This window comes from Dactylosporangium sp. NPDC050688 (assembly GCF_040654515.1).
In the GTDB taxonomy this organism is placed as follows: domain Bacteria; phylum Actinomycetota; class Actinomycetes; order Mycobacteriales; family Micromonosporaceae; genus Dactylosporangium.
In genome coordinates, this window is the sequence record NZ_JBFAIC010000002.1 from 248,589 (window position 1) to 273,580 (window position 24,992).

Annotated in this window: 23 protein-coding genes and 4 tRNA genes; 1 reads left to right on the top strand and 26 read right to left on the bottom strand. The window is 69.5% G+C overall.

Translation table 11 applies throughout. The features are described from left to right. Nucleotides 1-135: 135 nt before the first annotated feature. From AB0H83_RS03610 to AB0H83_RS03715, 22 genes are all read right to left on the bottom strand, one after another. Complete coding sequence (locus AB0H83_RS03610) at nucleotides 136-570, bottom strand: DUF4190 domain-containing protein (RefSeq protein ID WP_360086163.1); 435 nt, start codon at nucleotides 568-570, stop codon at nucleotides 136-138. A 1-nt stretch (nucleotide 571) separates the two neighbouring features. Continuing rightward, nucleotides 572-907 (bottom strand): hypothetical protein, encoded by a 336-nt coding sequence (locus AB0H83_RS03615; protein ID WP_360086166.1) that lies wholly within the window; start codon nucleotides 905-907, stop codon nucleotides 572-574. 75 nt (nucleotides 908-982) lie between these two features. After that, nucleotides 983-4,870 carry a DNA-directed RNA polymerase subunit beta' gene (locus AB0H83_RS03620; protein WP_360086169.1) on the bottom strand — a complete coding sequence of 1,296 codons (3,888 nt, stop codon included), beginning with the start codon at nucleotides 4,868-4,870 and terminating at the stop codon, nucleotides 983-985. An 82-nt stretch (nucleotides 4,871-4,952) separates the two neighbouring features. Beyond that, complete coding sequence (locus tag AB0H83_RS03625; RefSeq protein WP_360086172.1) at nucleotides 4,953-8,378, bottom strand: DNA-directed RNA polymerase subunit beta; 3,426 nt, start codon at nucleotides 8,376-8,378, stop codon at nucleotides 4,953-4,955. A 526-nt stretch (nucleotides 8,379-8,904) separates the two neighbouring features. Beyond that, nucleotides 8,905-9,288 (bottom strand): 50S ribosomal protein L7/L12, encoded by a 384-nt coding sequence (gene rplL, locus AB0H83_RS03630; protein ID WP_360086175.1) that lies wholly within the window; start codon nucleotides 9,286-9,288, stop codon nucleotides 8,905-8,907. Nucleotides 9,289-9,327: 39 nt separating this feature from the next. Further along, nucleotides 9,328-9,876, bottom strand: a complete 549-nt coding sequence (gene rplJ / locus AB0H83_RS03635) for a 50S ribosomal protein L10 (protein ID WP_360086178.1) — start codon at nucleotides 9,874-9,876, stop codon at nucleotides 9,328-9,330. A 238-nt stretch (nucleotides 9,877-10,114) separates the two neighbouring features. After that, nucleotides 10,115-10,801, bottom strand: coding sequence for a hypothetical protein (locus AB0H83_RS03640; RefSeq protein WP_360086181.1), 687 nt, complete (start codon nucleotides 10,799-10,801; stop codon nucleotides 10,115-10,117). Beyond that, entirely contained in the window at nucleotides 10,798-11,514 is a 717-nt protein-coding gene (locus tag AB0H83_RS03645) for an ATP-binding cassette domain-containing protein (RefSeq protein WP_360086184.1), read from the bottom strand. Before AB0H83_RS03645 ends, AB0H83_RS03640 begins: the two co-directional genes overlap by 4 nt. Before the next feature lie 67 nt (nucleotides 11,515-11,581). Next, nucleotides 11,582-12,307, bottom strand: a complete 726-nt coding sequence (rplA, locus tag AB0H83_RS03650; protein ID WP_360086187.1) for a 50S ribosomal protein L1 — start codon at nucleotides 12,305-12,307, stop codon at nucleotides 11,582-11,584. Between the two features lie 68 nt (nucleotides 12,308-12,375). Next, on the bottom strand, nucleotides 12,376-12,807 hold the full coding sequence (rplK, locus tag AB0H83_RS03655; RefSeq protein ID WP_360086190.1) for a 50S ribosomal protein L11: 432 nt from the start codon (nucleotides 12,805-12,807) through the stop codon (nucleotides 12,376-12,378). 124 nt (nucleotides 12,808-12,931) lie between these two features. Next, complete coding sequence (gene nusG / locus AB0H83_RS03660) at nucleotides 12,932-13,645, bottom strand: transcription termination/antitermination protein NusG (protein WP_360086193.1); 714 nt, start codon at nucleotides 13,643-13,645, stop codon at nucleotides 12,932-12,934. Nucleotides 13,646-13,702: 57 nt separating this feature from the next. Then, nucleotides 13,703-14,176, bottom strand: a complete 474-nt coding sequence (gene secE, locus AB0H83_RS03665) for a preprotein translocase subunit SecE (RefSeq protein ID WP_360086196.1) — start codon at nucleotides 14,174-14,176, stop codon at nucleotides 13,703-13,705. Nucleotides 14,177-14,351: 175 nt separating this feature from the next. Continuing rightward, nucleotides 14,352-14,424: transfer RNA gene (locus tag AB0H83_RS03670), tRNA-Trp, on the bottom strand. 123 nt (nucleotides 14,425-14,547) lie between these two features. Continuing rightward, nucleotides 14,548-14,946 carry a MaoC family dehydratase gene (locus AB0H83_RS03675; protein ID WP_360086199.1) on the bottom strand — a complete coding sequence of 133 codons (399 nt, stop codon included), beginning with the start codon at nucleotides 14,944-14,946 and terminating at the stop codon, nucleotides 14,548-14,550. Between the two features lies 1 nt (nucleotide 14,947). Next, nucleotides 14,948-15,394 carry a MaoC family dehydratase N-terminal domain-containing protein gene (locus AB0H83_RS03680; protein ID WP_360086202.1) on the bottom strand — a complete coding sequence of 149 codons (447 nt, stop codon included), beginning with the start codon at nucleotides 15,392-15,394 and terminating at the stop codon, nucleotides 14,948-14,950. A 494-nt stretch (nucleotides 15,395-15,888) separates the two neighbouring features. Further along, nucleotides 15,889-16,056 (bottom strand): 50S ribosomal protein L33, encoded by a 168-nt coding sequence (gene rpmG, locus AB0H83_RS03685; protein WP_033357682.1) that lies wholly within the window; start codon nucleotides 16,054-16,056, stop codon nucleotides 15,889-15,891. 99 nt (nucleotides 16,057-16,155) lie between these two features. Next, a tRNA-Met gene (locus tag AB0H83_RS03690) sits at nucleotides 16,156-16,228 on the bottom strand. A gap of 34 nt (nucleotides 16,229-16,262) precedes the next feature. Further along, a tRNA-Thr gene (locus AB0H83_RS03695) sits at nucleotides 16,263-16,335 on the bottom strand. 219 nt (nucleotides 16,336-16,554) lie between these two features. Beyond that, a complete protein-coding gene (locus AB0H83_RS03700) occupies nucleotides 16,555-19,095 on the bottom strand; it encodes a bifunctional diguanylate cyclase/phosphodiesterase (protein WP_360086206.1) in 2,541 nt (846 codons plus the stop codon). Between the two features lie 51 nt (nucleotides 19,096-19,146). Further along, a complete protein-coding gene (locus tag AB0H83_RS03705; protein ID WP_360086209.1) occupies nucleotides 19,147-19,359 on the bottom strand; it encodes a hypothetical protein in 213 nt (70 codons plus the stop codon). A 159-nt stretch (nucleotides 19,360-19,518) separates the two neighbouring features. Continuing rightward, a complete protein-coding gene (locus AB0H83_RS03710; RefSeq protein ID WP_360086212.1) occupies nucleotides 19,519-19,830 on the bottom strand; it encodes a hypothetical protein in 312 nt (103 codons plus the stop codon). A 244-nt stretch (nucleotides 19,831-20,074) separates the two neighbouring features. Then, nucleotides 20,075-20,155: transfer RNA gene (locus AB0H83_RS03715), tRNA-Tyr, on the bottom strand. Nucleotides 20,156-20,254: 99 nt separating this feature from the next. On the opposite strand from AB0H83_RS03715, the gene AB0H83_RS03720 reads away from it, so the two are divergent. Next, a complete protein-coding gene (locus AB0H83_RS03720; RefSeq protein ID WP_033357687.1) occupies nucleotides 20,255-20,749 on the top strand; it encodes a YajQ family cyclic di-GMP-binding protein in 495 nt (164 codons plus the stop codon). A 4-nt stretch (nucleotides 20,750-20,753) separates the two neighbouring features. On the opposite strand, the gene AB0H83_RS03725 is transcribed toward AB0H83_RS03720, so the two are convergent. The 4 genes from AB0H83_RS03725 to AB0H83_RS03740 form a co-directional block, all read right to left on the bottom strand. Next, nucleotides 20,754-20,903 (bottom strand): hypothetical protein, encoded by a 150-nt coding sequence (locus AB0H83_RS03725; RefSeq protein ID WP_360086216.1) that lies wholly within the window; start codon nucleotides 20,901-20,903, stop codon nucleotides 20,754-20,756. A gap of 120 nt (nucleotides 20,904-21,023) precedes the next feature. Continuing rightward, nucleotides 21,024-22,223: an MFS transporter gene (locus AB0H83_RS03730; protein ID WP_360086219.1), complete on the bottom strand. Its 1,200-nt coding sequence runs from the start codon at nucleotides 22,221-22,223 to the stop codon at nucleotides 21,024-21,026. Nucleotides 22,224-22,311: 88 nt separating this feature from the next. Continuing rightward, entirely contained in the window at nucleotides 22,312-23,184 is an 873-nt protein-coding gene (gene htpX / locus AB0H83_RS03735) for a zinc metalloprotease HtpX (protein WP_360086222.1), read from the bottom strand. A gap of 117 nt (nucleotides 23,185-23,301) precedes the next feature. Next, nucleotides 23,302-24,903: a proton-conducting transporter membrane subunit gene (locus AB0H83_RS03740; RefSeq protein ID WP_360086225.1), complete on the bottom strand. Its 1,602-nt coding sequence runs from the start codon at nucleotides 24,901-24,903 to the stop codon at nucleotides 23,302-23,304. Between the last annotated feature and the right edge of the window lie 89 nt (nucleotides 24,904-24,992).

The following is a 24,992-nucleotide window of genomic DNA, read 5'->3' on the forward strand; positions in this document are numbered from 1 at the left end:
GGCCAGGCCGGCGAGCGGCGGCACCACGGCCGCCGATGGCTATACGAAGGCCAGGCCGGCGAGCGGCGGCACCACGGCCGCCGATGGCTATACGAAGGCCAGGCCGGCGAGCGGCGGCACCACGGCCGCCGATGGCTATACGGCGGCGGCGAAGACGAAGGCGGCCAGCAGCGACAGCACGCCGATGCCGGCGCCCACCGAGCCGAGGACGACGCCTGTCACCGCCATCCCCCGGCCGGTGACCAGGCGGCCCGACCGGCGGACCTGGCGTATGCCGAAGACGCCCAGGCCGATCGCGCCGAGGCCGAGGAACACCGCCAGCACCGTGAAGGCGCCGCCCGCCACGGGGCCCCAGCCCTCCGCGGCGCCGGCCAGGCCGAGGCAGCTCACCGTGAGGCCGACGAAGACGGAGACGATGCCGGCGACGAGGCTGCCGATCGCGGGGCCGCTGGGGGTCCCCTGGACGAGTGGGTACGCCACCCCGAACGGGGTCCCCTGGACGAGGTCGATCCGCATGCCGGACTGCGCGGCGTGCGGGGGCGGCACCTGCCGCTGGTAGGGGTAGGTCACGTCAGTTCACCGTCGGGTCGAAGTCGGTGCCGCGGCCACGCGCGTACGCCAGCAGGCCCACGATCGAAAGGACGACCAGCGCGGCGATCGACAGCACGATGCCGGTCCACGCGAGCCGCACACCGTTGCGGACCCGTCTGGCGCCCAGCAGGAAGCCCTCGGCGGCGACCAGCTCCCGGTGCGACTCGCGAGCCATCAGCAGGGCGAGGGTCGCGGGGATGAGCCCGCCGAGGAACGGCCCGATCACCACCGACAGCAGACCCAGCCCGAACACGGCCGATGCCTTGCTGGCGCGGACCGGGTCGGGGTCGAGCGGGTGGCGGGTCGACGACGTCACCACCCGAGCCTATCCGGTGCACGGCAAGAGGGCGGGAACCCGTGGGTCCCCGCCCTCTGCGTGGTGCCGTCACTCCTAGCGGAAGGAGCCCAGGTCGAAGTCGTCCAGGGGGACCGCCTGCCCGCTGGCCGGGCCGAAGCCGTAGTCGGCCTCCGGGTAGCCGGTCATCGAGTAGACCTTCGCCTTCGCCTCCTCGGTCGGCTCGACCCGGATGCTGCGGTACTTGCTGATGCCGGTACCCGCCGGGATGAGCTTGCCGATGATGACGTTCTCCTTCAGACCGATCAGCGAGTCGCTGCGCGCGTGGATCGCGGCGTCGGTCAGCACCCGGGTCGTCTCCTGGAACGAGGCCGCGGACAGCCACGACTCCGTCGCCAGGGACGCCTTGGTGATACCCATCAGCACGGGACGGCCGGCCGCCGGCTCGCCGCCTTCGGCGACGACGCGGCGGTTCTCCGCCTCGAACAGCGCACGGTCGACCAGCACGCCGGGCAGGAACTCGGTGGAGCCGGAGTCGATGACCGTGACCCGCTTGAGCATCTGCCGGATGATGATCTCGATGTGCTTGTCGTGGATGAGCACACCCTGCGAGCGGTACACCTCCTGGACCTCGGACGTCAGGTGGACCTGGACCGCCCGGGGACCCATGATGCGCAGCAGCTCGTGCGGGTCGATCGTGCCCTCGGTGAGCTTCTCGCCCACCTCGACGTGCTCGCCGTCCTGGTAGCGCAGCTTGACGCGCCGGCTGAGCTTGTCGTGGACGATCTCCTCGCTGCCGTCGTCCGGCACGATGATGATCTTCCGCATCCGCTCGCCGTCCTCGATCCGCACGCGGCCGGGGGTGTCGGCGATGGGCGCCTTACCCTTCGGCACACGGGCCTCGAAGATCTCCTGCACACGGGGCAGACCCTGGGTGATGTCCTCACCCGCGACACCACCGGTGTGGAAGGTACGCATCGTCAACTGCGTGCCCGGCTCACCGATCGACTGGGCGGCGATGATGCCGACCGCCTCGCCGACGTCGACGGTCTTGCCCGTGGGCAGCGACCGGCCGTAGCAGGCGCCACAGACGCCCAGCTTCGACTCGCAGGTGAGCACGCTGCGGACGCGGACGGTCTCGGTCCCGGCGGCGACCAGCAGGTCGACCGTGATCGAGTTGATGTCCGTGCCGCGCTCGGCGACGAGCTTGCCGTCCTTGTCGCGGACGTCGTCAGCCAGGGTGCGCGCGTGCACGCCCGTCTCCGCGTGCTGGTGGATGCGCATGACGCCGTCGTGCAGCTCGCCGACCGTCATCGGGATGGCGCGGTCGGTGCCGCAGTCCTCCTCGCGGATGATGACGTCCTGCGACACGTCCACCAGACGACGGGTCAGGTAACCCGAGTCGGCGGTCCGCAGCGCGGTGTCGGCCAGACCCTTGCGCGCGCCGTGCGTGGAGATGAAGTACTCCAGCACGGACAGACCCTCCCGGTAGCTGGCCTTGATCGGCCGCGGGATGATCTCGCCCTTCGGGTTGGCCACCAGGCCACGGATCGCGGCGATCTGGCGGAGCTGGAGCAGGTTACCGCGGGCACCCGAGTTGATCATCTTCCACAGCGGGTTCTCCTGCGGCAGCGCGCTTTCCATCTCCTTGGCGACCTCGCCGGTCGCCTTGGTCCAGATCTCGATGAGCTCGCCGCGGCGCTCCTCGGCCGTCATGAGACCGCGCTGGTACTGCTTGTCGATCCGCTCGGCCTCCTTCTCGTAGCGCTCGAGGATCTCGCGCTTGCGAGGCGGCTGGATGACGTCCTCCATGCCGATGGTGACGCCGGACCAGGTGGCCCAGTGGAAGCCCGCCAGCTTGAGCGCGTCGAGGGTCGCCGCGAGGGAGACCTTCGGGAAGCGCTCGGCCAGGTCGTTGACGATCGCCGACAGCTGACCCTTGCGGATCTCGTAGTTGACGAAGCGGTAGCCCACCGGGAGGGTCTCGTTGAACAGGACCCGGCCCAGGGTGGTCTCGACCGTCACGGAGTCGCCGGGCTGCCAGCCCTCGGGGGCCTCCCACTGCGGGCCGGACGCACCGTTGTCGACGCCGATGATGTCCTTGAGCCGGATCTTCACCGGGGCCTGCAGGTGCAGCTCGCCGTTGTCGAACGCCATCCGGGCCTCGGCGTCGGAGCTGAAGGTGCGCCCCTCGCCGAGCAGGTTCTTCTGGATGTGCGTCAGGTGGTACAGGCCGATGACCATGTCCTGGGTGGGCATGGTGACCGGCTTGCCGTCGGCCGGCTTGAGGATGTTGTTGCTGGACAGCATGAGGATGCGGGCCTCGGCCTGCGCCTCCGCGGACAGCGGCACGTGCACGGCCATCTGGTCGCCGTCGAAGTCGGCGTTGAAGGCGGTGCAGACGAGCGGGTGGATCTGGATGGCCTTGCCCTCGACCAGCTGCGGCTCGAAGGCCTGGATGCCCAGGCGGTGCAGGGTCGGCGCGCGGTTGAGCAGCACCGGGTGCTCCGCGATGACCTCCTCCAGCACGTCCCACACGACCGGACGCTGACGCTCGACCATGCGCTTGGCCGACTTGATGTTCTGCGCGTGGTTCAGGTCGACCAGGCGCTTCATCACGAACGGCTTGAACAACTCCAGCGCCATCTGCTTCGGCAGGCCGCACTGGTGCAGCTTGAGCTGCGGGCCGACGACGATGACCGAACGGCCGGAGTAGTCGACGCGCTTGCCCAGCAGGTTCTGCCGGAAGCGGCCCTGCTTGCCCTTGAGCATGTCGGACAGCGACTTCAGCGGCCGGTTGCCCGGGCCGGTGACGGGACGACCGCGGCGGCCGTTGTCGAACAGCGCGTCGACGGCCTCCTGCAGCATCCGCTTCTCGTTGTTGACGATGATCTCCGGGGCACCCAGGTCGATCAGGCGCTTGAGCCGGTTGTTTCGGTTGATCACGCGCCGGTACAGGTCGTTGAGGTCGCTGGTGGCGAACCGACCACCGTCGAGCTGCACCATCGGGCGCAGGTCCGGCGGGATGACCGGGACGCAGTCCAGCACCATGCCCAGCGGCGAGTTGGCGGTGTTGAGGAACGCCGCGACGACCTTGAGGCGCTTGAGGGCCCGGATCTTGCGCTGGCCCTTGCCGCTGCGGATGGTCTCGCGCAGCGACTCGGCCTCCTCGTCGAGGTCCAGGTTCTCCAGCAGCGCCTTGATCGCCTCGGCGCCCATGGCGCCGGTGAAGTACTCACCGAACCGGTCGCGCAGCTCACGGTAGAGCAGCTCGTCGGTGATGAGGTTCTTGCGGTCCAGCTTGCGGAACGTGTCCATGACCTCGTCGAGACGGTCGATCTCACGCTGCGCGCGGTCACGCATCTGGCGCATCTCGCGCTCGCCGGACTCCTTGACCTTGCGGCGCACATCGGCCTTCGCGCCCTCGGCCTCGAGCTCGGCGAGGTCCTGCTCCAGCTTCGCGGCGCGCTTCTCGATCTCCGAGTCGCGGGCGTTCTCCGCCTGCCGCTTCTCCGCCGAGACCTCGTTCTCGAGGGTGGCGAGGTCGCGGTGGCGGGCGTCCTTGTCGACGCTGGTGATCACGTACGACGCGAAGTAGATGATCTTCTCGAGATCCTTCGGCGCCAGGTCGAGCAGGTAGCCGAGCCGGCTGGGCACACCCTTGAAGTACCAGATGTGCGTGACCGGGGCGGCCAGCTCGATGTGACCCATGCGCTCACGGCGGACCTTGGCCCGGGTCACCTCGACGCCGCAGCGCTCACAGATGATGCCCTTGAACCGGACCCGCTTGTACTTGCCGCAGTAGCACTCCCAGTCCCGGGTCGGACCGAAGATCTTCTCGCAGAAGAGCCCGTCCTTCTCCGGCTTCAGGGTGCGGTAGTTGATCGTCTCGGGCTTCTTGACCTCGCCGTGCGACCACTGGCGGATGTCGTCAGCAGTGGCCAGACCGATGCGCAGTTCGTCGAAGTAGTTGACGTCGAGCACTTCGTCTATGTCCTCACGATTCAGTTGCTCGGGTAATTGCTAGGTCGTGGGCGGGCGCCTTCGCGGGGCGCCCGCCACGAGATCAAACTTCCTCGACGCTGCTCGGCTCACGCCGGGAGAGGTCGATACCGAGTTCCTCGGCGGCGCGGAACACCTCGTCGTCCGTCTCGCGCATCTCCAGGGCCACACCGTCGCTGGAGAGCACCTCGACGTTCAGGCACAGCGACTGCAGCTCCTTGAGCAGCACCTTGAAGGACTCCGGGATGCCCGGCTCCGGGATGTTCTCGCCCTTGACGATCGCCTCGTAGACCTTGACGCGTCCAAGGACGTCGTCGGACTTGATCGTCAGCAGCTCCTGCAGCGCGTATGCCGCGCCGTAGGCCTGCATCGCCCAGCACTCCATCTCACCGAAGCGCTGGCCACCGAACTGCGCCTTACCACCCAGCGGCTGCTGCGTGATCATGGAGTACGGGCCGGTGGAGCGAGCGTGGATCTTGTCGTCGACCAGGTGGTTGAGCTTGAGGATGTAGATGTAGCCGACCGCGATCGGGTCCGGCAGCGGCTCACCGGAGCGGCCGTCGAACAGCCGTGCCTTGCCGCTGGCGCCGATGAGCTGGTGGCCGTCCCGGTTGGGCAGCGTGCTGCTCATCAAGCCCGCGATCTCTTCCTCCTTGGCACCGTCGAAGACCGGGGTCGCCACGTTGGTGTCCGGCTCGGACTCCCCCGCGCCGATGGCCTTCAGCGCCCGCTTCCACTCGGTTTCGTCACCGTCGATCTTCCAGCCGGTCTTGGCCACCCACCCGAGGTGGGTCTCCAGGACCTGGCCGATGTTCATCCGGCTCGGCACGCCGAGCGGGTTGAGCACGATGTCGACCGGGGTGCCGTCCTCGAGGAACGGCATGTCCTCGACCGGAAGGATCTTGGAGATGACACCCTTGTTGCCGTGGCGGCCGGCGAGCTTGTCGCCGTCCTGGATCTTCCGCTTCTGGGCCACGTAGACGCGCACCAGCTCGTTCACGCCCGGGGACAGCTCGTCGCCGTCCTCCCGGCTGAACGTGCGCACGCCGATGACCGTGCCGGTCTCGCCGTGCGGCACCTTGAGGCTGGTGTCGCGCACCTCGCGGGCCTTCTCACCGAAGATCGCGCGGAGCAGCCGCTCCTCGGGGGTCAGCTCGGTCTCACCCTTGGGGGTGACCTTGCCGACCAGGATGTCGCCCGTCACGACCTCGGCGCCGATCCGGATGATCCCCCGCTCGTCGAGGTCGGCGAGCATCTCCTCGCTGACGTTCGGGATGTCGCGGGTGATCTCCTCCGGCCCCAGCTTGGTGTCGCGCGCGTCGACCTCGTGCTCCTCGATGTGGATCGAGGTGAGGACGTCGTTCTGCACCAGCTTCTGGGACAGGATGATGGCGTCTTCGTAGTTGTGGCCCTCCCAGGGCATGAACGCCACGAGCAGGTTACGCCCGAGCGCCATCTCGCCCTCGTCGGTGCACGGACCGTCGGCGATGACCTGCCCCGCCTCGACCCGGTCGCCCTCGAAGATCACCGGCTTCTGGTTGACGCAGGAGCCGGAGTTGGAGCGGCGGAACTTGTGCAGCAGGTAGGTGCGGCGGTGACCGTCGTCCTGGTGGATCGTGATGTAGTCGGCGCACATGTCCTCGACCACGCCGGCGACCTCGGCCACGACCACGTCACCGGCGTCGACGGCGGCACGGTACTCCATGCCGGTGCCGACGAGCGGGGCCTCGGCCTTGACCAGCGGCACCGCCTGGCGCTGCATGTTGGCGCCCATGAGTGCACGGTTGGCGTCGTCGTGCTCGAGGAACGGGATCATCGCGGTGGCGACCGAGGTCATCTGCCGCGGCGACACGTCCATGTAGTCGACCTGGTCCGCGGGGACGTTGTCGACCTCACCGCCCTTGCGTCGGACGAGGATGCGGTCCTCGGCGAAGTTGCCGTCGCTCTTGAGCGGAGCGTTGGCCTGCGCCTTGACGAAGCGGTCCTCTTCGTCGGCGGTCAGGTAGTCGATCTGGTCGGTGACCCGGCCGTCGACGACCTTGCGGTAGGGCGTCTCGACGAAGCCGAACGGGTTGACCCGCGCGAACGTCGACAGCGCGCCGATGAGACCGATGTTGGGGCCCTCAGGGGTCTCGATCGGGCACATGCGGCCGTAGTGCGACGGGTGCACGTCACGGACCTCGAAGCCGGCCCGCTCACGCGACAGACCGCCCGGGCCGAGCGCGCTCAGCCGGCGCCGGTGGGTCAGGCCCGCCAGCGGGTTGGTCTGGTCCATGAACTGGGACAACTGCGACGTACCGAAGAACTCCTTGATCGCCGCCACGACGGGACGGATGTTGATCAGGGTCTGCGGCGTGATCGCCTCGACGTCCTGGGTGGTCATCCGCTCGCGGACGACGCGCTCCATCCGGGACAGGCCCACGCGGACCTGGTTCTGGATGAGCTCGCCGACCGTGCGCAGGCGCCGGTTGCCGAAGTGGTCGATGTCGTCGGCCTCGTAGCCCTCTTCGCCCGTGTGCAGGCGGCAGAGGTACTCGACCGTGGCGACGATGTCCTCTTCGGTCAGCACACCCTGGTTGATCGGGAGGTCCAACTCGAGCTTCTTGTTGAACTTGTATCGACCGACCTTGGCGACGTCGTATCGCTTCGGGTTGAAGAAGAGGTTGTCGAGCAGGGTCTGCGCATTCTCACGCGTCGGCGGCTCGCCGGGGCGGAGCTTGCGGTAGATGTCGAGCAGCGCCTCGTCCTGGCCGGCGATGTGGTCCTTCTCGAGCGTCGTCATCATGAGCTCGGACCAGCCGAACTTCTCCCGGATGCGCTCGGCGGACCAGCCGATGGCCTTCAGCAGGACGGAGACCGCCTGCCGGCGCTTGCGGTCGATGCGGACACCGACGGTGTCACGCTTGTCGATGTCGAACTCGAGCCAGGCACCCCGGCTCGGGATGACCTTGACACTGGTGAGGTCGCGGTCGGAGGTCTTGTCCGGCTGCTTGTCGAAATACACGCCCGGGGACCGGACGAGCTGGCTCACCACGACGCGCTCGGTGCCGTTGATGATGAAGGTGCCCTTCGGCGTCATCATCGGGAAGTCACCCATGAACACCGTCTGGCTCTTGATCTCGCCGGTGGTGTGGTTGGTGAACTCCGCCGTCACGAACAGCGGCGCGCAGTAGGTGAGGTCCTTCTCCTTGCACTCCTCGATTGGAGCCTTCACCTCGTCGAAGCGGGGCGCGGAGAACGACAGTGACATCGTGCCGGAAAAGTCCTCAATGGGACTGATCTCATCGAGGATCTCCGCGAGCCCGGAACGGGCGTGCTGATCACCGGCCGAGCGGCTCTGCCAGTTCTCGTTGCCAACCAACCAGTCGAACGAGTCGGTTTGGATGGCAAGGAGGTTGGGAACCTCAAGGTGTTCGGTGATCCTGCCGAAGGAGACCCGGCGGGGAGCGTATGCGCTCGAACTGGTCTTCGCAGGGCGGGAAGCTGCCAAGATGCGTCCTTCCGAGGACCGGTGGTGCAGACAGGCCGTTTCGCGTGCAGCCTGACGACCCCCGATGCAAAGTGCCCACGAAGAGGCACTCCACGCCAGAGGTGAAGTCAGAAGACAGCGCAAACTAGCAGTGTAGCCGAAAGGCTAACCGCTGTCGAGCGGCCCCGTGCACGATGTTTCAACGATCTTTTTTGAAGATCGCTGTTCCACCGGCCGAGCCGCTCGCGTCGGTCGTGGCCTGGGGCTCACCGGTCGATGTGCGCTGAGCCAGACCCAAGAAGGGTCGGGGCACATCTGTCGGGCCGCCGGCCGCCGCGTCCGCGGAAAGGCAGTGCCTGATTAGCGTGCCTGCCCGCTGGTCATCGCGTCAAGGGTTCCCACGCGCGTCGGGCCACCGTGACGGATATCTCGCACTCCGATCACAAGGTGTTGTGGTGCCCACCCCTAGATCTTGGGTCCTTACACCTGGCACAACGAAAGGCGGCCGCCGGAAACCCGGCGGCCGCCTCGCGCTTCGTCGCAAAAGTTACTTGAGGGTAACCTTGGCGCCTTCGCCCTCGAGCTTGGCCTTGGCCTTGTCGGCGGTGTCCTTGTTGACCTTCTCCAGGACGGCCTTCGGCGCGGCCTCGACGAGGTCCTTCGCCTCCTTCAGGCCCAGGCCGGTCAGCTCGCGCACGACCTTAATGACCTGGATCTTCTTGCCACCGTCAGCCTCGAGGACGACGTCGAACTCCGACTGCTCCTCCTTCTCCTCGACGGGAGCGGCGGCGGCGCCACCGGCGGCGATCGCGACCGGAGCGGCGGCGGTGACGTCGAACGTGGTCTCGAACTCCTTCACGAACTCGGAGAGCTCGATCAGGGTCATCTCCTTGAACGCGTCGAGGAGTTCGGAGGTGCTCAGCTTCGCCATGTTGGCGTTCCTTTCGAAAAAGTGATGTGGAGCACGGGCCTATTCGGCCGCGCTGCCGGATTCCTCTGCGCGCTTGTCGGCCAGGGCCTGGACGGTGCGGGCCGTCTTCGACAGCGGCGCCTGGAACAGCGCGGCGGCCTTGGACATGGTGCCCTTCATCGCGCCGGCCAGCTTGGCCAGCAGCACCTCACGGGACTCCAGGTCGGCCAGGCGACGGACCTCGTCCGCGCTGATGGCCTTGCCCTCGAAAACGCCGCCCTTGATGACGAGCAGCGGGTGGGCCTTCGCGAACTCGCGGAGGCTCTTCGCCGCCTCGACCGGGTCGCCGGAGACGAAAGCGAGCGCGGTAGGACCGGTGAACAAATCGTCGAGCCCGCTGATGCCCGCGTCCGTCGCGGCACGCTTCGCGAGCGTGTTCTTCGCGACGGCGTACGTGGTCTCGCGACCCAGGTTGCGGCGCAGGGTCTTGAGCTGCGCCACGGTCAGGCCGCGGTACTCGGTCAGCACGGTGGCCGTCGAGCCCCGGAAGCTCTCGGTGAGCTCCGCGACCGCGGTGGCCTTGTCGTCTCGAACCGGCTTGTCCGCCATGTCCCTCCTCTCTCTTGCTACGGTGCTGGCCACGCTCTCGGGTCGAGCCGCGGCAACGAAAAACGCCCCGGGCGCAGGGGCGCACGGGGCGGAGCGACGGTGATGTCGGCAGCGCTTGTCCGGCCCTGCGCGGGTCGCCTGCGCTGACGCAGAACCTTCGATGTCCGCTCACGCGGACATGACCAGCGGTCTTCGGGTTTCGTTCGAAACTGTACTTGACGCGGCGTGCCTCACCAAATCACGGCCGATCGCGCCGCAGCGCGGCGTACCCGGCGACCGCCAGCACGGCCCACGCGAGGCCCCATCCGGTGGTGACGAGCACCGCCGCGGCGTCGGCGCCGCCGACCGTGTCGCGGGCCGCGGTCATCAGCGGCGGGGCCAGCCACGGCGCCGGTGACTGCTTCAGGCCCAGCACGATCGCCAGCACCACACCGCCGACGAGGATCGCCAGGCCGCGGGCCGTCTGCGCGGACACGGCGCGGCTGGACAGGGCACCGAGGGCGACCGCGGGCAGGAGCAGCAGCAGGTGCGCCCACACGCCCAGGGCGATGCCCTGCGCCAGCGCCGGGTCGCCCTCGCCCGGCGTGGTCACGCCGCCGACCAGCCACGGCAGGATCAGCGCGACCAGGATGACCGGCAGGCCGGCGACCAGCGCCGCGACGAGGCCGGCGGCGGTCTCGCGGGCGGCGCCGAGCGCCACCCGGCCGAGGCGCCGCTGCACATCCGGCTCCACGTCGAGCAGGATCTTGGTCTGCCAGGCGAGGACCGCGAACAGGATGGCGGCGGAAACCCCGTACGCCTCGCCGGCCTGGGCCTGGCCCCCGCCGTACAGGGTGGAAAGGACGACCAGCGCGGCCAGCAACGGCGCGGCGGCGCGGCCCGTCTGCACGAACCCCGCGAGCCGCATCCGGACCAGCGCCGTCATCGCTCCTCCCGGACGCCGAGCACGTCGAAGCCGTCGGCGCGCAGCTTCGCCACCGCACGGTCGGCGTGCGCCGGAGCCACCGCGAGCTCAATGATCCGCCGGGTCGCGGGCCGCTCCCCCTCGCTGACCCGGCCCTCGCGGACGTGCCAGCGGCGGGCCCGCGGCAGCCGGGACACCTCGCCGAGGTGGTCGCTGATGAGGACGGCGCCGCCGCGGCCGACGACGTCGGCGACGATGGCCGGCACCTGCTCGCGGGTCGCCGCGTCCAGCCCTTCCCACGGCTCGTCGAGCACGAGGAGCCCCGGCGGGTCCAGCAGCGCCTGGACGAGGCCGACCTTCTGGGCGGAGCCCTTGGACAGGCGGTGCAGCCGCACGTCGAGGAACCCGGTGAAGTCGAGGCGCGCGGCCCACTCGTCGATCGCGGCCTCGGGCGCGCCGCGCACGGCGGCCATACGGGTGAGGTACGCACGGGCGGTGAACGGCTGGTCCGCGGGGAACCGCTCGGGCACCCAGCCCACCACGGCCGGGCGGCCCGTCACGGCTCCCCGCGCCGGCCGCAGCACGCCGGCCGCGAGCTGGAGCAGGGTCGACTTGCCAGAGCCGTTGGGGCCGAGCACGACGGCGGTCTCGCCCGGGCCGAGCGCCAGGTCCACGCCGCACAACGTCCACGCCGCCTTGCGGGCGTAGCGGAACCAGACGTCCTGCAGGTGCACGTCCCCGAACATAGACGACGGCGGACACCCTCGGGTGCCCGCCGTCGCCGCGCTGCGTCGTGCTGTGTTACTCCGCCGCGGGGGTGTCCTCTTCGAGGAGGTTGCGCGTGCGGTTCGGGTCGACCGGGATGCCGGGGCCCATGGTGGTGGTGATGAAGATCTTCTTCAGGTACTTGCCCTTGGCCGCGCTCGGCTTGGCCCGGTTGACCTCGTCGAGGACCGCCGCGTAGTTCTCCACCAGCTGCTGGTCGGAGAAGCTCGCCTTGCCGATGATCAGGTGCAGGTTGGAGTGCTTGTCGACGCGGTAGGTGATCTTGCCACCCTTGATCTCGTTGACCGCCTTGGTGACGTCCATCGTGACCGTGCCCGTCTTCGGGTTCGGCATCAGGCCGCGCGGGCCCAGGATCCGCGCGATCCGGCCGATCTTGGCCATCTGGTCGGGGGTCGCGATCGCCGCGTCGAAGTCCAGCCAGCCTTCCTGGATCCGGGCGACGAGGTCATCGGTGCCCACCGCGTCGGCGCCGGCGGCCTCGGCCTCGGCGGCCTTCGGGCCCTGCGCGAAGACGATGACGCGGGCGGTCTTGCCGGTGCCGTGGGGCAGGTTGACCGTGCCACGGACCATCTGGTCGGCCTTGCGGGGGTCGACGCCCAGCCGCATGGCCACCTCGACGGTGGGGTCGAACTTGACGGTGCTGGTCTGCTTGGCCAGCTTCACCGCGGCGATGGGGCTGTAGAGCGCGCTGCGGTCGACAAGGTCCGAGACCTTGCGGTAGTTCTTGCCGTGCTGCGACATGTCGCTTTTACTCCTGTGGTGATCGTGCGGGCGATCCGGTCGAACGCCCTCCCACGTGGTCGGGTAGGTCAGTCCTTGACGACGATGCCCATGGAACGGGCGGTGCCGGCGATGATCTTCTCGGCCTGCTCGATGTCGTTGGCGTTGAGGTCCGACATCTTCTTCTCGGCGACCTCTCGCAGCTGGGCCTTGGTGATCGAGCCCACCTTGTCCTTCTGCGGCACGCCGGAGCCCTTCGCCACGCCGGCGGCCTTGAGCAGCAGGCGGGCGGCGGGCGGGGTCTTGAGGATGAACGTGAACGTCCGGTCCTCGTAGACGCTGATCTGCGCGGGGATGATGTCGCCGCGCTGGGACTCCGTCTGGGCGTTGTACGCCTTGACGAACTCCATAATGTTCACACCGTGCTGACCGAGCGCGGGGCCGACCGGCGGCGCCGGAGTGGCCTGGCCGCCCGGCAACTGAAGCGTGAAGGTCTTGACGAGCTTCTTCTTCGGAGGCATGGCTGCTTTCGTCTTCCTGGGCTGGAATGATTCGTGCTTCGCTTGACGGCTTGCGCCGCAGCTGTCCTTGCGCACGACTGAGCGCCCGGCACTTGGCCGGACGCTCAAGCGTACCGCAGGGGAATTAGATCTTCGTGACCTGGTTGAAGTTCAGCTCAACCGGGGTCTCGCGACCGAAGATCGAGACCAGCACCTTGAGCTTCTGCTGGTCGGCGTTGATCTCGCTGATGGTCGCCTGCAGCGAGGCGAAGGCGCCGTCGGTGACGGTGACCGAGTCGCCGACCTCGAAGTCGAGGACCTTGACCTCGGGCTTGCCGGCCTTCTTGCCCTCCTGCTGCACCACCGGCGCGAGCCACTTGAGCACCTCGTCGAGCGACAGCGGCGCCGGGCGGTCCGCCCGGTCGGTCGCGCCGACGAAGCCGGTCACGCCGGGCGTGTTACGCACGCAGGAGTAGGACTCAGCGGTCAGCTCCATCCGGACCAGGATGTAGCCCGGGAAGACCTTGTTCTGCACCTGGGTGCGCTTGCCGTTCTTGATCTCGACTTCTTCACGCGTCGGGACCTCGACCTGGTAGATGAACTCTTCCATGTCGAGGCTCGTGATGCGGGTCTCGAGATTCGTCTTGACCTTGTTCTCGTAGCCGGCGTAGGAGTGCACCACATACCAGTCACCGGGTGCGAAGCGCAGAGCGGCACGCAGCTCGGCGACGGGGTCCTCGGCGTCGGTCGCCGCCGCAGCCGGCTCAGGGGCCGTGCTCGGCGTGGCGGCCGTCATCACCGTCGACGTTTCCTCGCGCTGCTCGTCGTCGGTCCCGGCGGTCTCGTCGAATTCCTGCACGCTGCTCACTTCCGTCTGTCAAGTCTTCGCGTCTGCGGCCGGTCCCGCTGATGTGGACTACTCCGCTTTGTTGCCGAAGGCCCAGAGGACGCCCTTGGCGAACAGGTAGTCGAGTCCGCCCACGATCGTCAGCATCACGATCACGAACACGACGACGACGACCGTGTAAGTGGTCAGCTCCTTGCGGGTCGGCCAGATCACCTTACGCAGTTCGGCCACAACCTCGCGGACGAAGTTGACGAGCCGCGCGAAGATGTTGTTCGAGCTGCCCTCTTTGACCTTGGTCTTCTTCTTGTCCGTGTCCTTGACGTCCTTGGACTTGGACTTCGTGTCCTTCGACTTCGTCAGGACCGGCTTGCCGCCGTCCTTGTCCTCATCGGCGTCCGCGTCGTCGAGGTCACTGTCGAGGTCGTCGTCGAGCTCATCGAGCTCGTCCGCGAACTCTTCCTCGATGGCCGCGTCCTCGGCGCTGAGCTCCTCGTCACGGCGATCGTCGGCGGGGTCGGTCCCGCGTCGCCTGCGTTCGGCCACTTTCGCCCTCTTCCGTGATCTCGCGAGTGCTCGGTCCGATGAGTGGCCCGCGGATCCGCCCAACCAGGCCACCGGCGAAGAGCCGGCGGCACTCGGCGGGACCAACCCGTGACCGCTGGAGGTCGTGACCCGATCGGCGGATCGGGCACCCCAGACCCAGGTCAGGCCTTCGGCGCAGGGGCGACAGGACTTGAACCTGCAACCTGCGGTTTTGGAGACCGCTGCGCTGCCAATTGCGCCACACCCCTTCGTGGTGATCGCCCCTTCCCGGACCTGACGGATCAGGTGCCGAGAGGTTGCTCACCCCACGGGCGACCAGTGTACGGGTTCGGGTGGGATATCCCAACCACCCCCCTCTCCCGAGCCGCGTGTCAGGCCCTGACCAGGGCTTTTGCGGCGCCGAGAATCTTTTCACCGTTACACGTGGCGGTGATGTCGATCTGCGTGACACCGTCTTCGCCTACCCGCTTCACGACCCCGCTCACCACGATCTCGGTGCCTTTGTCGTCGTCCGGCACGACCACCGGGTTGGCGAACCTGGTGGTGTACTCGACGATCGCCGCGGTGCCACCCACCCAGCAGGCAACCGCCTGACCGGCCAGGGCCATCGTCAGCATGCCGTGCGCGATGACACCCGGCAGGCCGACCGAGGTCGCGACGCGGTCGCTCCAGTGGATCGGGTTGAAGTCGCCCGAGGCTCCGGCGTATCGCACCAGGTCGGCGCGGGTCACCTGGAACGTCTGCGGCGGGAACACGGTGCCGGCTTCCATGTCAGCCCTCCCCACGGACCACGAGACGGGTCCAGATCGTCACGACGAGCTCGCCCTCGACGGTCGACACCTCGTGCCGGGTCGTCAGGAACGCGTGCCCGGCGCGGCTGCTGATCTCCTCCACCGCCATCACCGTCACCAGATGGTCGCCGGCGACGATCGGGCGCTCGTAGCGAAACGTCTGCCCGCCGTGCACCACCCGGCTGTAGTCCAACCCGAAGCTCTGGTCCTCGACGAGCTGCTGCCCGGCGTTCTGACTCAGGATGATCGCGAACGTCGGCGGGGCGATCACGTCCTTGTAGCCCTTGGCGCGCGCCTCGGCGAGGTCCCGGTGGACGGGGTCACTGGCGCTGACCGCGTCGGCGAACTCCCGGATCTTCTCCCGGCCGACCTCATAGGGCGGGGTCGGCGGATACACCCGACCCATGAACGACTGATCCAACGGCATGATGTGCAACTTACCGCTACCGCCGGTCGCCCCGCCGACGCCCTCCGGCGCCGTCCCCCCACCTGACCGCCGGCGCGTTCTGCGGTGAGCCGGTTGCCTGCTTGCGAACTCCTCTGCGGTGGGCTGACTGGCTGCCTGCAGGGGTCCTCTGCGGTGAGGCCACCACCGAGCTGCTGGCACCTACAGCCGTCTACGCCACCCGGTGTTCGGCGGCCTCGCCACTTGAGTGCCGATGCCGGCCGGCCGCCGGCGTCGTTGCCGCGGCCTTACCGCGACCTCGCCGCCTGACCACCCGGCGATGTCCCCCGGCGCCCTCGGCGGTCACCTCGGCCGCTTCACCGCCGGCATCTCCGGCATCTCCGGCATCTCCGGCAGCGTGACCGCCGGCGCGCTTCGCTGGACCCGGCGCCGCCGGCCCTTCGCCGCACGGGCGCAGACGCGACGACGCCCCGGCCGCTGGGCCCGGGGCGTCGTCGTCAGCTGTGATGGACGGGTTACCGCGTCTCGCGGTGCACCGTGTGCTTGCCGTCCCGGGGGCAGAACTTCTTCAGCTCGATGCGGTCCGGGTCGTTACGGCGGTTCTTCTTCGTGATGTAGTTCCGCTCTTTACACTCCGTGCACGCCAGCGTGATCTTCGGACGAACGTCGGTCGCCTTGGCCATGGCGAAGTGCCTTCCTTCAGAACGGGGTCCAGGTCCAGCGAACGAGCATAGCGGCTCACACTGGTAGTCGCCGAGTCGGCGATCTCTGTGGTGGGTCTGTAGCGGTGGCCGGACTTGAACCGGCGACACAGCGATTATGAGCCGCTTGCTCTGCCATCTGAGCTACACCGCCGCGGCGGACTCGATGTCTCAAGCCCGGTCTCTCGAGCCCCCTTACGGAATCGAACCGTAGACCTTCTCCTTACCATGGAGACGCTCTGCCGACTGAGCTAAGGGGGCGCATCACGTGCGATCCCGCACATGCGCTCGCTAAGCGTACACGGCCCTCGCCGTGGCACGAAATCGACTTCCCCGAAGTGGTGTTTACCCTGGTCGCGATGGGCGCTTCCGCGTGTGACCCCGGCGGCCGGCGCGGAGGGCAGCACAGCGTCCGACACCCGATGAACGCCACTGACGCCGCCAGTTGCCCGCACCCGCCTGCACAGCGACTGATGCCGCCTACGGCACGGCGCGCAGCCAGCGGACCTCGCCGGCCGGGACGACCGTCGGGTCGGCGTCGGCCTGGACCTGGAGCCAGGACTCGAAGCGCTCGTACGGCAACGCCCGGCTGAACAGGAAGCCCTGACCCATGTCGCAGTGCATGTCCTCGAGCAGGCCGAGTGTGAGTTCACTCTCAACGCCCTCGGCGACGACGGCCAGGCCGAAGTGCCGGGCCATGTCGACGACCGTGCGCACGATCGCGAGGTCGCTGGCGCCGGTGGCCATGCCCTGCACGAACGTACGGTCGATCTTGACCTCCTGCACGGGCAGGCGGCTGAGGTCGGCGAACGAGGAACGCCCCGCGCCGAAGTCGTCGACCGACAGCTGCACGCCGAGGTCGCGCAGGCGCCGCAGGGCAGGGATGCCCCGGCCGCTGCGCAGCAGTTCCTCCTCGGACAGCTCGAGGATGATCCGGTCGGCGGGCACGCCGTGCTCGTCGAGCAGCTCCGCGACCTGTAAGGGGAAGTCGGCGTCGTTGAGCGTACGCACGGAGATGTTGACCGCGACCGTCAGCGAACGGCCCGCGTCGGCCCACTCACGGGCCCGGCGGATGCCCTCACGAAGGACGACACCGTTGAGCCGGGACAGCTGCCCGGTGTGTTCGGCGACGGAGACGAAGTCCGGCGGGGCGACCTGACCGTGCACCGGGTGCTCCCAGCGGGCCAGGCACTCCACGCCGACGAGCCGCCGGTCCTGCAGCGCGACCTTCGGCTGGAAGTACACCTCCAGCTCACCGGTGTTGAGCGCGGCCTCGAGATCCGCGGCCAGCCCGACGCGCCGCACCGAGCGCGACTGCAGCCCGGCGTTGAACATCTGCACGATCCCCCGGGACTTCGCCACGTACGTGGCCACGATCGCCCGCTGGAGCAGCGCCTCGGGCTCCGTGCCGTGGTCGGGGTAGATCGAGACGCCGACGTTGGTGTCGACGTCCACGGTGAGCGTGTCGATGACCATGCGGTCGCGCAGGCCGGCGCGCAGCGTGTCGGCGACCGCGACGGCCGCGTCGGCGCTGGCGGTGCGCAGCTCGACGGCGAACTCGTCGCCGCCGACCCGGGCGACCAGGGCGCCCTGCGGCGCGAGGTCGCGCAGCCGGCGGGCGACCTGGATGAGCACCTGGTCCCCGGCGTCGTGCCCGAGCGAGTCGTTGACCTCGCGCAGGGCGATCACGTCGAAGAGCAGGACGGCGACGACCTCGCGCGGGCCGCGGCCGGTCATCGCCTCGCCGAGCGCCTCCAGCATCCGCCGCCGGTTGGCGAGGCCGGTGAGCGCGTCGTGGTTGGCGTCGAACTGGAGCCGGTCAACGAGGCGGCTGTTCTCCACCGCGGCGCCCGCCTGCACCGACAGCGTCTCGAGCAGCTGCACGTCGTCCTTGCCGAACACGACCTTGTCGCCGAGCCGCCCGGCGACCTCAAGGGTGCCGATCGCGACGCCGCTGGAGCGCAACGGCACGACGATGACGTCCTTGACGCGGGCCTCCTGCAGCGCCGACTGCAGCTCCGGCGGGCCGGACTTGGGGCCGGCCACGACGGTGTTGCCGGTGCGCATCGCCAGCTGCCGGAACAGGTCGGGCGTCGTGGCACTGTCCAGCAGGCCCGGGTAGTCGAACCGGGCGGACAGCAGGACCTCGTGGTGCCGCCCGTACTCCGGCAGCCACAGCGTCGCCGAGTCGGCCGCCAGCAGCGCCCGGACCCGGGCCAGCAGCACGTCGGGCAGCGTGCCGTCGTGGTTGGTGGCGGCGATGTCGCGGGTCAGCGCGTACATCTCGGTGAGGCTGCGGTGCTGGCGGAAGAACTGGGCATAGGACCGGTAGAGGACACCGAGCACGATCGCGAGGGCGATCAGCAGCAGGCTGCCCCACTTGCTGGCCTGCAGCGTCAGCAGCATGACCAGGCCGAGCACGATGTTGACGCCGATGACGGCGAAGCCGGCCAGCGACGAGCGCAGGAAGTAGGGCAGCTGGCCGACGCCTTGCAGCAGCACCATCACGCCCGCGATCGCCGACAGGGCCACGACGTTGCCGGCGAAGACCGCGGCGGCGAGGACCAGCCAGGTGCCGGGCGACCCGCCGCTGCCGAGGCCGAACTCGAAGACGATGAGATTGGCGGTCGCGATGCCCGCGAAGTGGCTGGCCGCGTTGAACGCGAGCTTGTGCGGGGTCAGCCGGGCGCCGAGGATGTTCCAGATCAGCCCGGCGATGACCCGCACGCCGACGGCCAGCCAGGGCGAGAGGTAGAACAGCGCCAGGATGACCGGGATGTCGTCCATGCGCGTGACGAGTGCCTGCCGCCTGATGTCGAAGCGGAGCGCCATGGGCGTCGCGAGCGTGGCAAGCACCAGCAGGATCAGCGCATAGCCGACCTGGTTGTCGCCCGGCCTGCTCGTGTCACCGTCGGACAGCAGGATGGGCAGCGACAGGAGCGCACCGAGCAGCAGCAGCGGCCCGGTGATCAGCCATGAGTGAGCGTCAGAGCGGCTGACCGGAACCTTCGGAGCAGGCACCCGTTCCCCAATCCTTCGGGCAAGGGGCCTGGCCGGTGAGCACTGAGGCCCTTAGTTCCAGTCGAAGCCCTCGGTCGCATTGAGGCGGAGCGTGCTCGTGCCGGCCTGCACCGCCTGTGCGATACCGACGAGGGTCACTGGGGCCGCCTCACTGCTTACCTCGCTTGCGTGCGCCGCGGCCGCCGACATGCCGAGGGCGACAACCCCAGCGCCAACCGTCACCGCCAGTCGGATCATCCATCGGCCAAGCGTCGTCTCACGCATCTGTCGCTCCCATGCGATCGCAGTGACATCAGGTCCGGTATGGATACCCACGATCCTGCCACAGCCAACCTCGGAACCGACAGTGCGGCGGCAAGGATGACGCGCGTGCGCGGAAGAATCGACCTTTCGGCCGATTCCGGGAGTGGCGGTCCGGCCATATCAACCGGCCCGATCTAAACCTTGTGCAACTTTTCCGAGCCTTCGGGAGTCAGACTTGCCCATCCCTCTCTTCCTGACGGACAGGACCGCCGCGTCGCGGATCTCGCGCCAGCCGGCCTCCGGGTCGAGCACCGCCGACTCGACCCATCCGACCGCCTCCCGCTCGGTCTCGAACGACCGCGTCCGCTGCCGCCCCTCGGGCCCGCCGCGCCGGAGCTCGACCTGCCACCGACCGTCGGCCGCGTTGCGCACGAAGACGTCCCGGCGTACCAGCCGCGACCACCGCCCGTTCCACCACTGCCGTTCATTCATGGATACATCCTAGAACTGGTGTACGACAATTTCGGGGACGTCCGGGGGCGGTGCCGCAGATTCCGCCGCAGGGTGACAGCGGCAGCGCACCGGCCGGCCACCGGTGACCACACCACCGCCGGGACACGCTCATCGGGAGTCCGGACAGGTCCGGCGCCGCGGAAAACACCGCACGCGGCGCGACAGGGACGCAAAAGGGCCGCTACCGGGTTTCCCCTGGTAGCGGCCCTTTTGATGCTGCCGGTGGCGGGTAGAGGATTCGAACCTCTGTAGCTTTCGCGACGGATTTACAGTCCGCTCCCATTGGCCGCTCGGGCAACCCGCCTGGCGGAAGCAAGAATAGCGGTACGCCCCGGGGGCAACGCAAACGGGTACCCTCGGCACGCCCGTAACCGCCAACGACCGCACCACAGGAGCAGCTGCCATGGCTTCGGCACCTTCGTTCGACATCGTCAGCAAGGTCGACCGGCAGGAGGTCGACAACGCGCTCAACCAGGCCGACAAGGAGCTGGGGCAGCGGTTCGACTTCCGCGGCACCGGTGCTGAGATCAAGTGGTCCGGGGAGGAGACGGTCAGCCTCCAGGCGGAGACCGAGGAGCGCGTCGTCGCGGCCCTCGAAGTCTTCAAGGAGAAGCTGGTCAAGCGCAACATCTCGCTCAAGTCGCTCGACGCGGGCGAGCCGCGCGCGTCCGGCAAGACGTACAAGATCGACGCCAAGGTCATCCAGGGCATCGAGTCGGAGAAGGCGAAGGCCATCTCCAAGAAGATCCGCGAAGAAGGCCCCAAGGGCGTCCAGGCCCAGATCCAGGGCGATCAGCTGCGCGTGACCGGCAAGAAGAAGGACGACCTGCAGGCGGTCATCGCGCTGCTCAAGGGCGAGGACTTCGGCATCGCGCTGCAGTTCACCAACTACCGGTGACGGCTCAGTCCCGGCGGGCCGGTGGGCGCCGCTCGGGACGCTCCGCGGTCTCCTCGGCGCGGATCAGCACGAAGCTGTCGGTGTCGCGGATCTCGGTGTCGGGCTCTTCCCGGTGATCGGGGTCCGCCAGCACGGCTTGGAGCGGCATTGCCATGAGGCGTGACCCTACACGGACGTATGCCAGGCATCACTCATCCGAGTGACGCCCGCGCGGCGCCCACCCGAGTGGGTGACAGCGCGTGGCGCCGGTGCCGCCCAGGTGACGGCGGCGCCGTCAGGCCTGCGCGGCGGCGGCCCGTGCGATCGTCCCGCGCGGGTTGGCCGCCACCAGCGCGCCCAGGCCGACGGCGGTGCCCGCCAGCAGGAACGCCCAGACGACGCCGCCGGGGTGGTCGACGACAAGCCCCATGACGGCGACCCCGGCGGCGCTGGAGGCGACCGAGACGGTGACCAGCCAGGTGTACGCCTCGTTCAGCATCGAGCCGGGCACGATCCTGCCGACGAGCGAGTTCTGCACGGTGAGCGCCGGCGCGATGGTGGCACCGCCGAGGACGAGGGCAACGCCGAGCGCCAGCGCGGTGGGCATGGCTGCGAGGACGAGAATGCTGGCGGCCACCCCGCCGAGCAGCCAGCCGAGCCGCCCCGGCGGGCGGGTGCCGAAGTAGAAGCCGCTCACGGCGCTGCCGATGCCCCACACGCCGAGCAACAGCCCGCCGACGCTGTCCGGGTCGTGTTCGACGTACGCGGTGGCGTACGCGGGCACGGCCACCCCCACGCCACCGAACGCGAACCCGAGGCCGAACGCCGTCACCAGCAGCGGCACGAAGCCGGCGACCTTCAACGGGCCGAGGCCCTTGGCGTCGGTGTGATCGACGTGGCGGCGCCAGGACCGGATCGCCCGGCCCCTCGCCACGACCAGCGTGCCGAGCAGGGTGATCCCGGCCGCGGCGCCGAGCGCGACGGCGGGCTGCCACAGCACGACGCACAACGCGACGAGCATCGGGCCGGCCACGAAGACGACCTCGAAGAGGGCGGTCTCGGCAGCCAGTGCCGTCACGCGTACGTGTGGCAGATCGGCGGTCAGCGCGTTCCACGTGCCGCGCACGGCCGCGGTCAGCGGCGGGAACGTGGCCCCGGCCACGACGGCCGCCCCGATGATCACGGGCAGCGGCGCCTGCCTGAGCGCGACCACGATCAGCAGCCCGAGCGCGACCGGGTGCGCGACGCCGGTGACGATCAGCACCGGCCCCGGGCCGATCCGGTCCGCGAGCCGTCCGGCGAAGGGGCTGGCCGCCGCGCCGGCGAGCGCGTACACGGCGCAGGCCGCGGCGGCCTGGGCGTACCGGCCGGTCGTCTGCTGCAGGAGCAGCAGCAGCGACAGCGAGACCATGCCGATGCCGAGCCGCGCGAGCACCCCGACGATCAGCAGAACGGGTGCGCCGGGAAGCCGCCACACCGCCGCGTACTGCCGCAACGCCTTGCCTCATCTCAAACCGGGTAACGAGTGAAGAGCCTGCCGATCCTAACGGCAGGCTCCGGTCACCCGGCTGGAGATCGGCGCGTCAGCGGTGTGTGACACCCGCCATCTGCTCGAGCCTGGCGACCCGCTGATCCATCGGCGGGTGGGTCGAGAACAGCGACGCGATTCCGCCGCTACGCAGCGGGTTGTCGATCATGAGGTGGGCCTGGCTGGCGAGCTGGCCGTCGGCGGGCAGCGGCAGCGCCTGGGTACCGCGATGAATCTTGCGCAACGCGCTGGCCAGGGCGAGCGGGTCGGCGGTCAGCCGCGCGCCGGACTCGTCGGCCTGGTACTCGCGGCTGCGGCTGATCGCCAGCTGGATCACGGTCGCGGCGAGCGGGCCCAGGATGAGCATCAGCAGCATGCCGCCGAGCCCGGGGCCGTCGTCGTCCTCGGACGAGCCGCCGATCGGCAGGAAGATCGCCAGCTGGGCCAGCATCGTGATCATGCCGCCGAGCGCCCCGGCGACGCTGGAGATCAGGATGTCGCGGTTGTACACGTGCGACAGCTCGTGACCGATGACGCCGCGCAGCTCGCGCGGGGTCAGGATGCCGAGGATGCCCTGCGTGACGGCGACCGCCGCGTGCTGCGGGTTGCGCCCGGTGGCGAAGGCGTTGGGTTGCATCGTCGGGCTCACGTACAGCCGCGGCATGGGCTGCCCGGCGGACGTGGCCAGCTCCCGGACCATCGCGTAGAGCTCGGGCGCCTGCGCCTCGGTGACCGGCTGGGCGTGCATCGCGCGCAGGGCCAGCTTGTCGGAGTAGAAGTAGCTGAACGCGTTCATGCCGAGCGACAGGAACACGGCGATGACCAGACCGGTGCTACCGCCGAGCCAGAAGCCGACAAGCAGGATCAGCGAGGTCAGCAGCCCAAGCAGGGCCGCCGTCTTGAGACCGTTGAGATGCCTGTGCTGCATACCTCCTACAACACCGCGACCGGCTGTGTCCCTTCCCGGCACTGGCTGTGAGGTGCCTGAACGTGCCTCGGGCGAACGGCAGGCGGCGGCGGGTCCTCGGGGCGGTGGCGCTTCGGCTCAGGAGAAGAACGCGGCCAGCTCGAGGATGCCCTGCGGCGCGAGCCCGACGATCACCGCAAGCAGGGTCGCTGTCCCCGCGGCCACGGCGACTGGCCAGCCGACGCGCACCCGCGCACCTGCCGAGCCGGCGACCGGGGTGATCGCGTCGGGTGAGATTGTCGCCACAGCCGTCGCCGGAGCCACGGGAGCCGCCTCCGGAGCCGCGGATGGCGCGGCAACACCGGCAGGAGCGGCGGACGGGACAGCGGCGGGAGCGGCGAACAGGGTGGCGACCGCGCGGACGTAGTACGCGAGGCCGATGACCGCGTTGACGGCGACCACCACCGCCAGCCAGGCCGCGTCACCGCCGAGCAGCGAGCGGACCACGGCCACCTTGGCGAACAGCCCGGCCAGGCCCGGCGGCAGGCCGGCGAGGCCGGTCAGCGCGATGACCAGGACCGCCGTCAGCCATGGTGCGCGGCGGGCCAGGCCACGGTAGTCGTCGAGGTCGCCGCCGTCGGTGCTGCCGCGGACGGCGACGACGGCGGCGAAGGCGGCAAACTCGAGGATGACGTAGAAGAGGGCGTACGCGACGGTCGCGGTGACGGCGAGTGCGATCGCGTCGGGGCTGCGGCCGCCGGCGGCGAGAAGCGCGCCGAGCGGGGCGAGCAGATAGCCGGCCTGGGCCACCGACGACCAGGCGAGCAGCCGGACCATGCGCCGCTGCCGGAGGGCGACGAGGTTGCCGACGGTCATGCTCAGCACGGCGAGGACCGCGAGGGTCAGGCCGGACGTGGCGAGGACCGGGCCACCGGCGACCACGCCGACGAGGAGCAGGGCGACGACGCCGCCGAGCTTCGAGGCGGTCGACAGGTAGGCGGCGACGGGCAGCGGGGCGCCGTCGTAGGTAGCGGGCGCCCAGGCGTGCGCGGGCACGGCGGCGACCTTGAACGCCAGACCAGCCAGGAAGAGGATCACGCCGGCCTGCAGCAGCGGCCGCAGCTCGGGCGCGCTCGCGCCGGCGTCGGCGATGCCGGCGAGGTGTACGCCGCCGGTCGCGGTGTAGACGAGCGCCGCACCGAGCAGGGCCACCGCCGTCGACACGACGCTGACCACGAAGAACGTCACCGCCGCGGAGGCGCCGTTGGTCGCGCCGCGCCTGATGCCGACGAGGAGGTACAGCGGCAGGGTCAGCGTCTCGAGCGCCACGATCAGCGTGATCAGGTCGCGGGCGCCACCGAGGACGACCGCGCCGGTCAGCGAGCAGGCGAGCAGGAAGCAGTATTCGCCGACGGGCACCTCGCCGGTGCGCAGCAGCGGCACCGACAGGGCGACGGCACCGAGGGCGAGCAGCGCGAACGCGGCCCCGACGGCGGCGGCCGCGGGGTCGGAGACCAGCGAGCACTGGTCCGGCCCGACGCAGAACGCGGTGCGCCGCCCGGCGTCGCCGAGCCCGAGACCGACCCCGATCGCGGTGGCCGCCGTGGCGAGCATGCCGAGCGCGGTCACCCCGACGACTGCACCCCGCCTGCCCGGCACGAGGAGGTCGACGAGCAGGGCGAGGACGGCGGTGGCGGCGGCCACGTACGTCGGCAGGAGCGCAACCTGGTCGATCCTCATCGCCCGGCCTCCCCGGCCTGCCCGCGGCCGGTCGGCCGGTCCGAGTCCCTGGTGTGTGACGGCCCCGCGCCCACGCCCCGGCGGGCGGC